18 protein-coding genes are annotated in these 12,238 nt (G+C 68.5%); 15 read left to right on the top strand and 3 right to left on the bottom strand.

Going from position 1 to position 12,238, the window contains the following annotated elements; all coding sequences use genetic code 11:
- Nucleotides 1–7 precede the first annotated feature (7 nt).
- Genes ABZ842_RS32355 through ABZ842_RS32340 form a run of 4 tightly spaced genes read left to right on the top strand, consistent with a single transcriptional unit; the run spans nucleotide 8 to nucleotide 3,373 of the window.
- Entirely contained in the window at nucleotides 8–337 is a 330-nt protein-coding gene (locus tag ABZ842_RS32355) for a hypothetical protein (RefSeq protein WP_361544956.1), read from the top strand.
- A gap of 11 nt (nucleotides 338–348) precedes the next feature.
- The gene (locus ABZ842_RS32350; RefSeq protein ID WP_361544953.1) at nucleotides 349–1,563 is read left to right on the top strand and encodes a putative T7SS-secreted protein; all 1,215 of its coding nucleotides are present in this window, start codon (nucleotides 349–351) and stop codon (nucleotides 1,561–1,563) included.
- The gene (locus tag ABZ842_RS32345; protein WP_361544950.1) at nucleotides 1,560–2,246 is read left to right on the top strand and encodes a hypothetical protein; all 687 of its coding nucleotides are present in this window, start codon (nucleotides 1,560–1,562) and stop codon (nucleotides 2,244–2,246) included. Before ABZ842_RS32350 ends, ABZ842_RS32345 begins: the two co-directional genes overlap by 4 nt.
- A complete protein-coding gene (locus tag ABZ842_RS32340) occupies nucleotides 2,243–3,373 on the top strand; it encodes a hypothetical protein (RefSeq protein WP_361544947.1) in 1,131 nt (376 codons plus the stop codon). Before ABZ842_RS32345 ends, ABZ842_RS32340 begins: the two co-directional genes overlap by 4 nt.
- Before the next feature lie 281 nt (nucleotides 3,374–3,654).
- Here the strand turns inward: ABZ842_RS32340 and ABZ842_RS32335 are convergent, their stop codons facing one another.
- The 3 genes from ABZ842_RS32335 to ABZ842_RS32325 all read right to left on the bottom strand — a co-directional run bounded on the left by ABZ842_RS32335 (nucleotide 3,655) and on the right by ABZ842_RS32325 (nucleotide 5,943).
- The gene (locus ABZ842_RS32335; RefSeq protein WP_361544944.1) at nucleotides 3,655–4,932 is read right to left on the bottom strand and encodes a site-specific integrase; all 1,278 of its coding nucleotides are present in this window, start codon (nucleotides 4,930–4,932) and stop codon (nucleotides 3,655–3,657) included.
- Nucleotides 4,922–5,155, bottom strand: coding sequence for a hypothetical protein (locus tag ABZ842_RS32330; protein ID WP_361544941.1), 234 nt, complete (start codon nucleotides 5,153–5,155; stop codon nucleotides 4,922–4,924). Before ABZ842_RS32330 ends, ABZ842_RS32335 begins: the two co-directional genes overlap by 11 nt.
- A gap of 425 nt (nucleotides 5,156–5,580) precedes the next feature.
- Nucleotides 5,581–5,943, bottom strand: coding sequence for a helix-turn-helix transcriptional regulator (locus ABZ842_RS32325; protein ID WP_361544938.1), 363 nt, complete (start codon nucleotides 5,941–5,943; stop codon nucleotides 5,581–5,583).
- 270 nt (nucleotides 5,944–6,213) lie between these two features.
- On the opposite strand from ABZ842_RS32325, the gene ABZ842_RS32320 reads away from it, so the two are divergent.
- From ABZ842_RS32320 to bet, 11 genes are all read left to right on the top strand, one after another.
- Nucleotides 6,214–6,516 (top strand): XRE family transcriptional regulator, encoded by a 303-nt coding sequence (locus ABZ842_RS32320; protein WP_361544934.1) that lies wholly within the window; start codon nucleotides 6,214–6,216, stop codon nucleotides 6,514–6,516.
- The gene (locus ABZ842_RS32315; RefSeq protein WP_361544931.1) at nucleotides 6,500–6,757 is read left to right on the top strand and encodes a hypothetical protein; all 258 of its coding nucleotides are present in this window, start codon (nucleotides 6,500–6,502) and stop codon (nucleotides 6,755–6,757) included. Before ABZ842_RS32320 ends, ABZ842_RS32315 begins: the two co-directional genes overlap by 17 nt.
- 102 nt (nucleotides 6,758–6,859) lie before the next feature.
- Nucleotides 6,860–7,717: a hypothetical protein gene (locus ABZ842_RS32310; RefSeq protein ID WP_361544928.1), complete on the top strand. Its 858-nt coding sequence runs from the start codon at nucleotides 6,860–6,862 to the stop codon at nucleotides 7,715–7,717.
- A complete protein-coding gene (locus tag ABZ842_RS32305) occupies nucleotides 7,714–8,103 on the top strand; it encodes a hypothetical protein (protein ID WP_361544925.1) in 390 nt (129 codons plus the stop codon). The genes ABZ842_RS32310 and ABZ842_RS32305 overlap by 4 nt, the downstream gene beginning before the upstream one ends.
- Nucleotides 8,100–8,849, top strand: coding sequence for a hypothetical protein (locus ABZ842_RS32300; protein ID WP_361544922.1), 750 nt, complete (start codon nucleotides 8,100–8,102; stop codon nucleotides 8,847–8,849). The genes ABZ842_RS32305 and ABZ842_RS32300 overlap by 4 nt, the downstream gene beginning before the upstream one ends.
- A complete protein-coding gene (locus ABZ842_RS32295; protein WP_361544919.1) occupies nucleotides 8,846–9,025 on the top strand; it encodes a hypothetical protein in 180 nt (59 codons plus the stop codon). The genes ABZ842_RS32300 and ABZ842_RS32295 overlap by 4 nt, the downstream gene beginning before the upstream one ends.
- A gap of 138 nt (nucleotides 9,026–9,163) precedes the next feature.
- Nucleotides 9,164–9,682, top strand: coding sequence for a hypothetical protein (locus ABZ842_RS32290; RefSeq protein ID WP_361544916.1), 519 nt, complete (start codon nucleotides 9,164–9,166; stop codon nucleotides 9,680–9,682).
- Nucleotides 9,679–10,212 carry a VUT family protein gene (locus ABZ842_RS32285; RefSeq protein ID WP_361544913.1) on the top strand — a complete coding sequence of 178 codons (534 nt, stop codon included), beginning with the start codon at nucleotides 9,679–9,681 and terminating at the stop codon, nucleotides 10,210–10,212. The genes ABZ842_RS32290 and ABZ842_RS32285 overlap by 4 nt, the downstream gene beginning before the upstream one ends.
- 37 nt (nucleotides 10,213–10,249) lie before the next feature.
- Nucleotides 10,250–10,813, top strand: coding sequence for a hypothetical protein (locus ABZ842_RS32280; RefSeq protein WP_361544910.1), 564 nt, complete (start codon nucleotides 10,250–10,252; stop codon nucleotides 10,811–10,813).
- Entirely contained in the window at nucleotides 10,810–11,085 is a 276-nt protein-coding gene (locus ABZ842_RS32275) for a hypothetical protein (RefSeq protein WP_361544907.1), read from the top strand. The genes ABZ842_RS32280 and ABZ842_RS32275 overlap by 4 nt, the downstream gene beginning before the upstream one ends.
- On the top strand, nucleotides 11,082–12,209 hold the full coding sequence (gene bet, locus ABZ842_RS32270; RefSeq protein ID WP_361544904.1) for a phage recombination protein Bet: 1,128 nt from the start codon (nucleotides 11,082–11,084) through the stop codon (nucleotides 12,207–12,209). Before ABZ842_RS32275 ends, bet begins: the two co-directional genes overlap by 4 nt.
- Nucleotides 12,210–12,238 lie beyond the last annotated feature (29 nt).

The following is a 12,238-nucleotide window of genomic DNA, read 5'->3' as shown; positions in this document are numbered from 1 at the left end:
GTAGATCTTGTCAACAAACGGGGACCTTCTGCGCGTCAATCTGCAAAAAGCCCAGCACATCTCACGCAAGCTCACCGAGTTCGAGCGCCGCATCAACTCCTTGCGCAAGCGCCTGGAAAAGGCCGGCCGTAACACCTTGGGCACCAGGGATCTCGATGACGCCTGCGACGACTTCCAGGACCGTTGGGACGACGGCCTCGAACGCCTCAAAGAGGCCGCAAATGCCATCAGCGGCAATTTCGACAACGCGATGCAGGTGTACGCCGGCACCGATGTCGACGTACGCAACCGCGTCCAGACCGTCAGCTCTGTAAACACCGGCAACAGCGGCAAGTAGGGGTATCCGTCATGTCCTGGCGTGGCATATTCATCGAGGACGACTCCTCTTGGCCCGGTCTCGGCTTCAACCCTGCGCGCGGCGAAGTCGGCGCGATCAACAAACTCGCAACCGACCTCCGAGCCGTCGGCCGAGAATTCGACGAACTGCACGAGCTCGTCACCAGCGTCGGCAAGGACCAGGGCTTCTGGCAAGGCGAAGGCGCCGACGCCTTCCGCAAGAAGCTCGGCCAACTGCCCAAGTACCTCCAGCAGGGCAACGATTCCATGAGCACCGCAGGCCGCGCCCTGCTCTCCTGGCACGACACCCTGGAGTCCCTACAGCGACAAGCCAACCCCCTGGAGTCACGAGCACTCACGGCCCGCCGCGAACTGGAACACCTCTCCCACGCCGCAAACACCGCCACGGCCAACGCCATGACTCTCAGCGGCGACCCCGAAGTCGACCGGAAGCACGGCGACCGCGCAAAAGCAGCCAACTCCGAGGCACAAGCCGCCAAGGAAAGGCTCGACGCCCTGATCCGCCAAGGCGAAGAACTCCACCAACAGTGGAAAGAAGCCGCCGCCCGCGCCGCCCACGCCGTCCGCAAGGCCACCGACCTCGCACCCGAGTCCATCGGCCTGTGGGAACGGATCACCGACGGCCTCAAGAGCGCAATGCACAACTTCACCGACTGGTTGGTGGAGCACGCAGACACGCTGTCAAAGATCTCCAGCGGCCTCGCACTGGCCGCGGTAGCCGTCCAGGCAATCCCCGTGGTCGGCCAGGTGGCCGGCGCAGTACTGGGAACAGGAGCAGTCCTCTGCTCGGCCGGCGCGATGGTCGGACACTACGTGGGGATGCGACGGGGCAACGGGTCTTCGTGGCTCGACCTGGGCGGCGACGCGTTGGGGTTGCTGCCCGGCGTCGGAGCGATCGGAAGTGCCGGGAAAGCTGGGGGAAACCTGGTATTGGCCGGGGCCCGATTCGCCACCAGAGGAAACTCGGCGAAGATGGCCAAAAATATTGAGAATGTGGGTACTGCCCTCAGGAAGGGTGGCCACGCGATCAACGACGGGACGCGAGCAGGCTTCGTACAGGGGCTCGTCGACAAGGCAGCCGTCCCGATCGCTGGGAAGTTCGGCGTGACACTCGCCAAGAAGAGTGAGGCTCTGCGCAGGTTCCAAATCGGCTCACAGTCCACGATCAAGAGCGGACTCTTCATTTACAAGATGGTTGGCGGGTGACAAGTTCCATGGAAAGCAAACCGGATCCACTCCAGGTGACCCTGGCGAAGATTTGTCCAGGGCAGCAGGTGCGAGGAATTTTCACGACAGAATCCGGAGCCAGCGAAGTTAGTTCCGAACTCCAATTGTCATTCTACAAACGGCCGCGAATTATGGTCGATCGCGTCAATCCGTTCTTCTGGCTCGGGGACGCATGGGCCGTGATCGTATACTTTTCAACTGGCGGACCCAACTGGCTGACAACCGCAAAGCTGCCGATGAGTGCGGAGATTCGAGCCGAATACCTCTCCGACTCTCGACATGAGCACGCCCACTTCGGCGACTGGAGCAGTCTGGCAGGGCAGATACTGACAGGACTCCAGGGGCGTGCTCGCTGCATTTTCAGTAATCGGATCGTGGTGACGGACCAGGAACTTCTCGTGGTCGCAGTTTCTCTCAACAAGAAGCACGCAGAGATCACCTTCCGCACACCCCTGAGGAATATTGCGTGGACGCGTAGACCGCATCGAAAGAAGCATCGGATTCAGTTCGGCTTCATTGATGGTTCATGGCACACGCCAACCGTGCAGGGTGACTACTGCACCCCTCAAAAGTTCATGGATATCTTTCCGGAGACCCTGCCTCACACCGCGAAGATCCCTGACGTCCTCACCAGTCCTCCCGCCGAAGGAACAGGGTCATGATCGACGAACCCGCGGGCGGAGCCACGGTCGACGAGGTCTTCTTCGCCGACAGCCCGCTCCACGTCGGGTGGGAGGTGCCCGAGTTCTTCCACCACCTCCCCGTACAGGCGGCCGACCCGGATGAACTCGGCGACAACATCGCGGAGTTGGCGGCCGAACTCTTCGCCGAACGCAGCAACGAGGAGCAGTTCAACGCGGCCATGGTCTTCCTCGGCCACACCGTGGAACTGATCGATGCCGGTGCGCAGTACGCCGGAATGTGCTTCGTCGATTTCGACGGCCGCCCCTCGATGGCCACCCTCGTGGCCCAGCGGGTGGAGCGTGACGCGGGCGACCTGCGCGCCTCCGCCGAAACCATCGCGGGCCAACTGTCGCACCACGCACCGCAGGACGACATAAGGGTCGTCGAGATGTCCTACGGTCCCGTCGCCCTGCGCACCGGGCAGACCCCCATGACGATCCCGCCCGAAGTGTCACCGGACTCCATGCCCCATGAGGTGCCCCGCCGGTTCGTGCAGGCGCACATCCCGCTCCCCGACGACCTCAGCGTCCAGATGCTGGAGTTGAGCACGGTCAGCGTCGAGGACTGGGACGCGTACGCGCGGATGTTCGGCGAGATCATCAAGACGGTCGAGTGGGCGACGGACGACGAACTGCGCGCTGCACGCGAGCAGCGCGCACTCGAAGCCGCAGCGGCCGAACTGGACGACGAAGCACGCCGTGGCCTGGTCACGGTCTCGTCCCGCCTCTGGGACCTCATCAAGGCTCACCAGCCGCAGCTCGGGATGAGTCCGGAACTGGACCGCATGCGCCTGACGATCTGCCCCGCCTGCCGGGTCGCCGGCCACAGTGCCCCGTGCACGCCCGAACACCTGTGGACCGTCGCCCCCGTAGAGGCCGCGGAGGCCGACCGTCTGGCTGCCGATCTACAGAGCCGCTTGACCGCCGAGGGCTGGACCTGGTCCCCCGAGACCCCACCCAAGCCCGGCCGCTGGCACGCCGACCGCGTCGCCCCGCAGCCCGCCCGCCTCGCCCTGCGCCACTCCCCCGGCAGCACGGCCCTCCACGTCACCGTCGCACTCACCTGCCGACACCGAACGGGCACGCCCCCTGTGCCCCACCAGTGACCGACGCCCCGACCTACGGAGCCAACTGGCAAAGGCCCCGGACCTTGATCGGTCCGGGGCCTTCGTGCTGGTGGGCGCGGACGGTTTCGAACCGCCGACATCTGCTTTGTAAGAGCTACTTTCCGCAGGTCAGAGGGGTTGCGAGAGTTTCCGAGATCCGCCGAGTGGTACTCGTGGGTGTCCCGTAAGCCACGGCGCACCCCTTCCGAGACTCCCCGAGCCTTGCCGAGTCGGGGTTGTGGATCCATTGTGGACTCCTCGTGGATTCTGGGGTGTGCACGCTAGGACACCGCCCGGAGTCCACGTTCGCCACCGAGCGCGGCGCGCACCCGCTCCCGGGCGCCCTCGCTCTCGTGGGTGTAGACCCAGGTCACCTTGCCTGCCCTGTCGTGGCCCAACATGGCCTGCGCGTCGGACTCCGGTACGCCGGCGTGGTGCAGTGCGCTGGTGACCCTGTCGCGGTAGTGGTAGACGTCGGGCCACCAGTCGGTGCGGCCCGTCTCGGGGTTGAGTACGGACCGTGCGACGCCGGCCTGTATGGTCGCTCGCCTCCACGGCCGTCGCAGGTTGTTGATGTTGAGCGCAGCACCGCGCGGGCCCCGCATCAACAACTCCTCCACGTGGAGGTCGTACCCGTCGCCGATCGCGGATCGGGTGCGCGCCGGCTTCCACCTCTCCCTCATGAACTCGACCGCAGTCCAGGCTCGATCGGTGAGGGGCACCGTGCGAAAGCCAGCGTCCGTCTTCGGCGCCGCCTGCCGAACGAGCCGGCCGCCGTCGGAGACGAGGATCTCCTTGATGTAGGCCACGTGCTCGTCGTCGTCGATGCAGTGGTCGCGCAGCCCTGCGTACTCCCCCGGGCGCATGCCGGTCTCGTGGGCGAAGTCGCGCAGGATGACCTGGTAGTACGGGGGGAGCGCGGCGTGGATGAGGTCGTACTGGGCGGCGGTGGGCGGCTTCAGGTCGGTCGGGTGCTTCTTCACCCGGGCCGCGGTGACGTCGAGGCCGGCGGCGGGGTTGACGCTGACCCGCTCGCCGTCCTTGATAGCCGCGTCGAGGAGCCCGATCAGCAGTTCCTTCGTCTTCTTCTGGCTGTCGAACCCGGGGATGTTGCTGAGCCATCGCTGAAGGGCCATGTACTCCAGGTCGATCAGCCGGTAGCCGCCCCACTGGGGCTCGATGTACTTGCTCCAGATGCCGAGCTTGCGGTTCCTGGTGCCGAGCTTGCCCTTCTTCGACTCGACAGCCCAGAAGGACTCCCACCACTTCGACAGGCGGATCTCACCGCGCTTGGGGTCTCGGTAGCGTCGCTCGCGGACGTCGGTGCGGACCTTGTCGAGGAAGGCTTCCGCGGCGGTCTTCCCTCCGTCTTTGATCTTGAAGTTCTTGGACTTCTGGCTGCCGGTCGGGTCCCGGTATCGAGCCTGCCAGGCGCCGGCGCAGTCGCGGTGCCGCTTCCGGTCTCCGTACTTCTCGGGCGGGTACGTCTCGATGCACGGCGCGCAGCCGCAAGTCTTGGATCTGATCTGGCGGGGGTTGTTGAGTGCCCTACGCGGCATGACGCCCTCCGTCCGCGAGCTGGGCGCGGAACTGGTGGGCGCCGCTGAGCGTCGGGAAGGTTTTCGAACGCCACCGGCGGTCGGCCGTACGGAAGACGAGTCGCCAGGGGCCGCGGCATCCGTCGGTCTGGGGCGGTCGGTGCCCGTGCTGCTCGGGCGGGAAGTCGATGAGGCAGTCCGGGCAGCCGCACATTTTGCTGGGCACCTGCTGAAGGTCAGCCATGGTTCACCTGCTTACTCCTTCGCTGGAGGTTGGTGCGGGGCAGGTCGATGAGGTCCCCGCACCAGCAGACTGCACTGGACGCGCCCTGTGTGATGCCGAGTTCGGTGAGAACGGCGCGAAGGGCGGTGGCCTCTGCTTCGGGAGGGAAGCCGGTGGGGATTGTGATCACTTGGTGGACCGGGTCCCACGGCTGCTTGAGCGAGGCGAGTGAGGCGGTGTGGACGCGGATGCACATACGGACCCCCCGTTACGCAGGCGTTTAGATGCCAGCTGCGGGGGAGGGCGCAGGCTGAGGGATCGACGGTACTCCTCGTGGCACAGATTTGCGACCACTCTGCGTGCGCCAAGTGGCGCAGTTCTTACGGGGAGTAAGGAAGTCCGGATGAGTAAGACTCGTGAAGGCGCCTGATGGTTGTGCTTCCCAGCTACTTCTTGCGGTTCGCCTCGACGATCGCGCGCAGTTCGATCTCCTTGATCTCCTGCTGCTCTTCCGTCAGCTCGCTGAAGAGCGCGAGCAGTCGTTCCGTCGCGTCCGGAGAGAGGGGGCCAGGCGCCTTGCGACCGACAGCGGCGAGGAGTTCCGCCTCAGGGATGGCCGGGAAGGCGGCATGGATCGCGCGAATCGCGGATAGCCGTGGCGTTCTCTTCCCCTGGGCCCAGAGGCTGACAGCTGCTGGAGACATGTTGATCCGGCGCGCGATCTCGCTGTCGCTGACGTCGCCGTATGCGTCCTTCAGTCGCGCGAGGATCTGCGGGAAGGTCTCGCCGGGATCCGCGTCGGTTTGCACACGCGTAAGGGTGCCCTCAGCTTCTACTTTTTGCAAGCAAAAGTAGAAGCTCGGCCGGTTCTGTAGCAGCGCGCAGCCTCCCCGCGACGCGCCGTTGGCACAGCAGGCCCATTCAGATTAGAACGTCAGTTCGACGAGCGCCACCGCGACACCCCTCAGACCCGAAGCATCTCGGCAGAACCCGTTGACACTCGTTGACTATTGACTGTAAAAAGTCACAAGCAGCTTCGAAGATGAGGCCGCATCCGCCCCACCTTGCACGAGGTCCCCATGCCGAAGTTGTTCCGCAAGAGCGAAGGCCAGCCGATCCGCACCGAGATGGAGCGCCAGGGGCTGAGCCTCGGTCGACTGTCCGAGCTGACCCGAGAGGTCGACCCGGAGGGGCGCGGAGTCAGCCCGGCAGCCATCGGACGGATCGCAGGCACGGGGCGCACCGCGCACCCGCAGTGCGAGCTGCGCACGGCGTGGCTGATCGCCGAAGGGCTGGACGCCCGCCTGCACCGTCTGTTCGCCATGCCCTCACGTTCAACTTTGACTGTCGAAAGGTCAAGAGTCGATGCCGAAGAAGAGTGAGCGCCACCTCGACGCCCTCCCGGCTGGGCTCCTCCCCCTGCTGAGCCAGCGCGAAATCGAGACGTACTACGGCGTCTCGGACTGGCAGATCCTCAAGTGGATCAAGCAGGGCCTGCCCGTGGAACCCTTCGCCGGCCGCCAGCGCCGCTTCGACCTGACACAGGTCCGCGCCTGGATGGCCACCCACGACCCCGCCAGCTCCGAGCACGAGCACGTCGAGCCGCTCAGCGTCGGCGCGTAGCTCACGAAAGCGGGGCCGCCGCGGACCCTGTCCGGTCCGCGCGACCCCTGCGCATCACCCATCCCTATCCGATCGCTACCCGATCAAGACAGGAGGAGACGCATGTCTCCTATCTTGCCCGACCAGCCGAATGAGCTGGTACTCACGGAGTCCCGCACGATGCGGGCTCAGACCGCCGGCCGTGTCGATGTGCTCGACAAGGTGAAGGCGCTGACGCTGCTCCCGGACGGGATCCACGCCGACATCCCCACCGTGGCCGCGTACTACGAGGTCGCCGCCGACGCCGTCGAGAGCGTCGTCCGACGACACCGCGCCGAACTGTTCGAGAACGGACTTCAGGTCCTGCGGGGCGAGGAGTACAGCGCTTTTGCGGCCGTCAACCTGACGGGCGCAAACCCCAAGGCCCGGTCCATCTCCCTGTTCTCCCGCCGCGCGGTGCTCAACGTCGGTCAGCTCCTGACGGAGTCCGACATCGCTCGGCGGGTGCGGACGTACCTGCTGGAGGTCGAAGAGTCGGCGACCGAGGTGCAGCGGTCCGAGGCGGTTGAGCGGCTGGCGCTCGCTGAGGCTCGGATGCGGGTGCTGAAGGTCGCCAACGGGATCGTCGACGCGTCGTGGCTGGAGTCGAAGGCTCGGCTGGTGGCGGCGAAGGCGCTCGGTGAGGAGCCGGAGATCGACCCGCTGGACGTGCCGTTGTACGTGCCGGACTTCCTGAAGGGGAAGGGGCTGCGGCGCCGCGACGTGGAGTCGGTGCAGTCGTGGTTCGGTCGGCGTGCGGCGTCGCTGTGGGAGGCGGAGCACGGGGAGAAGCCGGGGAAGCGGCAGACGGATCTTCCGAACGGGAGCGTGCGGGAGACGTACGCGTGGTGCGAGCGGCACCGGCCGGTGTTCGAGGAGACGTGGGTCCGGTACTACGCGAAGGACTTCCCGGTCCAGGGCGTGTTGGGCGGTGCGGCATGACGACGCCGACGAGCTTGCCTGCTGCCTGGCGCCGCACCTCCCGCGGGCAGCTCACCGCTGCTCAGTTGCGTGAGCGGAACGAGACGTCGTACGAGACGACGTGCGCCGTCCGCGGGCTGCCGGTGTCCACGCACATCGCGGTGACGGCGACGGAGTCCAGCGTGCTGGTGACCGCGACGGACATGGACGTGCTGGCCGACTGGCTGTTCGTGCAGGGCGGCAGCGTGTCGCGGACGGGGCTGCCGTCGGGGCAGACGGTGTGGACGCTGCGGACGGTCACGTGGTCGGACTCGCCGGTGGTGCCGGTGGTGCCGGTGTTCGTGTCGGTGGTCGCGCCGTCGGAGCAGACGGTGCTGCATGAGATCGCGACGGCGGTGGCGTCGTGAGCGCCCGGGACGTCGAGCGGGCGCGCGCCGTCGTCGCGGGTGCGTTGCCGGTGCCGCTCGGGCACGCCGAGCCGGCCGATGTCGAGGCCGCGCCGACCGTGGTGCAGCGCCTGGACGAGATCGAGGCTCGCGAGCAGGCGGCCACGGCTGGCCCGTGGTGCACCGACGCCTGGGAGATCTACCAGGGCGCCGAGTATGAGCCGGGGCTCTCGCTGTGGATCGGCGATACGTGCCGCGGCACGGGCAGCCTGGAGCAGGACCGCGCGGACGCCGCGTTCGTGGCCGCTTCGCGGGCGGATGTGCCGGAGTTGGTGGCCGTGGTGCGGCTGCTGCTCGCCGAGCGGGACGCGCTGCGTGCCGAGCGAGACGAGCTCCAAGCGCACGCCGACTTCCGAATGAAGGACATCCTCCGCCTGCGTGAGCAGTGCGCGACGCTGGCGGCGCAGGTCGCTGGTGTGAACCGGCTGCTGGAGGACGTGCAGCCCTGGGCCGACGCGGCGGACCGGACCGCCGGGCTGAAGGCGAAGCCGGCCGGGTTGAGAGCGGAGGACTGGAACGAGCGGTACCCGGTGGGGATTTGCGTTCGCGCCTACCCCGGGACGCGGGACGACGTGCCGCTGAAGACGCGGACGCGCAGCCGCGCGTGGACGCTCGGGCACGGCGCGGCGGTCGTGATGGTCGAGGGGCACTCGGCTGGCATCTCGCTGACCCACGTCGACCCGGCCGAGGCGGGTGACGTGTCGTGATCTGGATCATCACCGCTGCCGCTCTGATCTGGGGCGCCGGGTGCATTGCGATCCGGTACGCGGTCGAGCCGCACACCACCACCGCCCCGAAGCGGCTGGCCCGCTGCTCGTGCGGCCGGCCGATCCCCGCCGCCTACGCCCACTGCCCCCGCTGCGCTGGAGGCCCCGGTGCGTGACTGCGACTGCGGCGCCTGCTGCGAACCGTGCGGCCACCTTGACGGCTGCATCCGCTGGGCCCTGATCGGCCGTCGGCCCGACGCTGCCGACCACCCCGCGCCCACCACCACGACGACCACGACCGGAGGCACCACCCGATGAGCGCCCGCCACGACCTGATCGACGAGTACGGACGAGCCGAGACGGGGACCGCCCCGTGGACGCTCGCCGAGTTCCAGCAGCGACTGGCCGAGATCCGCGACGAGGCGCGCGACGAGGCGCTGCTGGAGGCCGCCGAGGTGGCGGACGCTGAGGCCAGCCGGCTGTACGACGACATGGGCCAGAAGGCTGCCGAAGGCGCCCGCGCGGTCGCCGCCCGGCTGCGTGCCATGGCCGACGAGGGCCGGCCGGCGCCCGGCGGCGCCCCCGACTTCTTCCGGACCGGCCACACCTACACCGACGGCGACGGGTACACGGCCCCGGAGCTGACGACCATCTTCCGCGTCGAGCACGTGACCCGGCACCCGGACCGCGGCTCCCGCCGCGCCATCGGCTGGGCCCGCAGCGGCGCCCCGGGGGCGAGCTGGCACGGCTTCTTCCGCGACGAGGACCAGTACGACGGCTGGACCAACATCACCGACCCGCCGGCCGCCGCGCAGGGCGGTGACGCCGGATGAGCGCCGTGCGCACCGTCGCCGCTGTCGCCGCCTACGCCACGACGATCGGCACCGCGAACTGGCTGACCTCCCGCTACGGCCTCATCCCTATCGGGTTCGGGCTCACCGCGACCGCGGGCACTCTCGCCGCGGGGGCAGCGTTCCTGGCCCGGGACTGGGTGCAGGACACGTGCGGTCGAGTGTGGGCCGTGGCAGGGATCGCGGCCGGCACGATGCTAACCGCGGTCACCGCGCCCGCGCTGGCTGTCGCCTCGGCAACCGCGTTCCTCGTTGCCGAAGCAGCGGACATGGCCGTCTACACGCCGCTGCGATCCCGCGGTTGGGCTGGTGCTGTGCTGGCGTCCGGTGCCGTGGGTGCGGTGGTGGACACCCTGCTGTTCCTGTGGCTGGCCGGGTTCTCCGTCTCGGTGCCGGTGGTCGGTGGGCAGCTCGTCGGCAAGGTCGTGTGGGCCACCGTCCTTCCGACCGTGGCGGTGCTCTCGGTGAGGGGGGTGCGTCGTGTTGTACCTGGGCACTCCCTCGGGGCCTGACGTGCGGGCCGCTATGTCCGCCGGGTTGATCGGCTGTATGACGACTCCGGCACAGGGCAACCGGATCCCCGACGGCGCGTTCTACGCCTGCGACAACGGCAAGTTCGGCAAGGGCTGGCCCGGCGTCGGGTCGTGGTTCGCGTGGCTGGAGCGCACCGTTACCCGCTACGGGCCTGACCGCTGTTTGTGGGCCGTGGCCCCCGACGTGCCGTTCGACGCGGCGGGCACCCTGACCGAGTCGGTGCCGTGGCTGCCCCGCATCCAGGCCCTGGGGGTCCCGGCCGCGTTCGCCGCGCAGGACGGATGCGACGTGCTCGGCGTGCCGTGGGACGCGTTCGACGTCCTATTCATTGCAGGCAGCACCGAGTGGAAGACCGGCCCGGTCGCCGAGCGCCTGGCGCGTGAGGCCCGCGAGCGCGGCAAGGGCGTCCACATGGGGCGCGTGAACTCGCTGGTCCGGCTGCGCACCGCTGAGTGGTTCGGCTGCGACAGCTGCGACGGGACCTACCTGGCATTCGGCCCGGCCAAGAACCTGGCCCGCCTGGCCGACTGGCTCGGCGAACTCCACCACACCCCGTCCCTCTTCGGGAGGTCCGCATGACGAACACCGCGCTGGCCGGGGCGACCACCACCGTCCCGGCCGCCGGGCCCGCGCCCCTCCGACCCCGCGTCGCCCAACTCCTCGCCGCCATCACCGTCACGGGTGGCCGATGGTCCACCGGCCGCGTGCAGACCTGGCGGCGGCGCACCGGTAGCCCGGTCATGCAGCGGGGCACCGCGCGGCGGGACCTCGAACTCCTCGCCCGCCTCGGGCACCTCGACACCCACGGCCCGCACGACGGGCGGCACTACACCCTCCGGAGCAGCCGATGACCGACATCGTCAAGACGGGCGGCGCGCTCGCCATCCGCCCCGATCAGACCGCATGGACCCCCGAGCAGGGCGCCGTCCTCCGACAGTCCGGCATCGACAGCGACGTCACCAACGCCGAACTGGCCGGGTTCCTGCACCTGACTCAACGAACCGGGCTCGACCCCTTCTCCCGGCAGATCTACCTGATCGGCCGGTGGGACAACCGGCAGAAGCGGAAGGTGTTCACGCCGCAGACCAGCATCGACGGCTACCGAGTCATCGCCCACCGCGTCGTCGCTGCGGCCGGACACACCCTCGGCTACGAGGACACGCTGTGGTGCGACTCGGCTGGCCGCTGGTACGACGTCTGGCTCAAGGACGAGGCGCCCGCCGCCGCGAAGGTCGTCGTCGTCCGCAACGGCCAGCGGTTCCCCGCCGTGGCCAAGTACGCCGAGTACGTACAGCGCGGCAAGGAAGGCAAGGTCATCGGCCTGTGGGGGAAGATGCCCGCCACGATGACCGCGAAGTGCGCCGAAGCGCTCGCGCTCCGCATGGCGTTCCCACACGACTTGGCTGGGGTGTACACGGCTGAGGAGATGGCGCAGGCGGACAACCCGGCGCCGGAGCGGCACTTGCGCACGGTGCAGCAGGGCGAGGCGGACCCGTGGGCCACGCCCGGCCCGGGCGACGGACAGCGGACGACCGCCATCAAGGGCCGCTCCCAGCCCGCGCAGGACATCGCCGACGTCGCGGGCACGACCGCTGACCAGTCGGTGGTCAAGGAGATGTACCGGCAGGCGCACGGTGAAGGGCTCCTCGCCGCCACGGTGAAGGTGGACCGTGAGCTGCTGGAGCTGGGCGCGTACCTGATCGCCCGGGGGAAGGAACTCGCCGAGCCCGCCCCGTCGGCCCCCGCCTCGGGCGCCGAGGACGACGCGACCGACGACGTGACGGACGCCGTGGTCGTCGAGGAGCCCGGCGACGACCACGCCGCAGCCGTCGCCGAGTTGAGGGCCTTCGCCGCCGAGGCCGGCATCAGCGACATCGACGCCGCCGCCTACCCCCACCTCGGCGCCCCGCTCGACGACGTCTCGGCCGACGCCATCCGTGGCCTGCTCCAGCAGCTCCGTACCCCCGCCGCCTGACCCCGCAGCACGACGGGGCCGCCCGCGGG

The organism is Streptomyces sp. NPDC047315 (assembly GCF_040643215.1).
Classification (GTDB): domain Bacteria; phylum Actinomycetota; class Actinomycetes; order Streptomycetales; family Streptomycetaceae; genus Streptomyces.
Note: the sequence above shows the minus strand (reverse complement) of the source record. Positions and strands in the feature narration are given on the sequence as shown.

Excerpts from the sequence above, each read along its gene's own strand:
- ABZ842_RS32350 (WP_361544953.1), top strand. The coding sequence starts at position 349 with ATGTCCTGGCGTGGCATATTCATCGAGGACGACTCCTCTTGGCCCGGT.
- ABZ842_RS32340 (WP_361544947.1), top strand. The coding sequence starts at position 2,243 with ATGATCGACGAACCCGCGGGCGGAGCCACGGTCGACGAGGTCTTCTTC.
- ABZ842_RS32335 (WP_361544944.1), bottom strand. The coding sequence starts at position 4,932 with ATGCCGCGTAGGGCACTCAACAACCCCCGCCAGATCAGATCCAAGACT.
- ABZ842_RS32330 (WP_361544941.1), bottom strand. The coding sequence starts at position 5,155 with ATGGCTGACCTTCAGCAGGTGCCCAGCAAAATGTGCGGCTGCCCGGAC.
- ABZ842_RS32320 (WP_361544934.1), top strand. The coding sequence starts at position 6,214 with ATGCCGAAGTTGTTCCGCAAGAGCGAAGGCCAGCCGATCCGCACCGAG.
- ABZ842_RS32315 (WP_361544931.1), top strand. The coding sequence starts at position 6,500 with ATGCCGAAGAAGAGTGAGCGCCACCTCGACGCCCTCCCGGCTGGGCTC.
- ABZ842_RS32310 (WP_361544928.1), top strand. The coding sequence starts at position 6,860 with ATGTCTCCTATCTTGCCCGACCAGCCGAATGAGCTGGTACTCACGGAG.
- ABZ842_RS32305 (WP_361544925.1), top strand. The coding sequence starts at position 7,714 with ATGACGACGCCGACGAGCTTGCCTGCTGCCTGGCGCCGCACCTCCCGC.
- ABZ842_RS32290 (WP_361544916.1), top strand. The coding sequence starts at position 9,164 with ATGAGCGCCCGCCACGACCTGATCGACGAGTACGGACGAGCCGAGACG.
- ABZ842_RS32285 (WP_361544913.1), top strand. The coding sequence starts at position 9,679 with ATGAGCGCCGTGCGCACCGTCGCCGCTGTCGCCGCCTACGCCACGACG.
- ABZ842_RS32280 (WP_361544910.1), top strand. The coding sequence starts at position 10,250 with ATGACGACTCCGGCACAGGGCAACCGGATCCCCGACGGCGCGTTCTAC.
- ABZ842_RS32275 (WP_361544907.1), top strand. The coding sequence starts at position 10,810 with ATGACGAACACCGCGCTGGCCGGGGCGACCACCACCGTCCCGGCCGCC.
- bet (WP_361544904.1), top strand. The coding sequence starts at position 11,082 with ATGACCGACATCGTCAAGACGGGCGGCGCGCTCGCCATCCGCCCCGAT.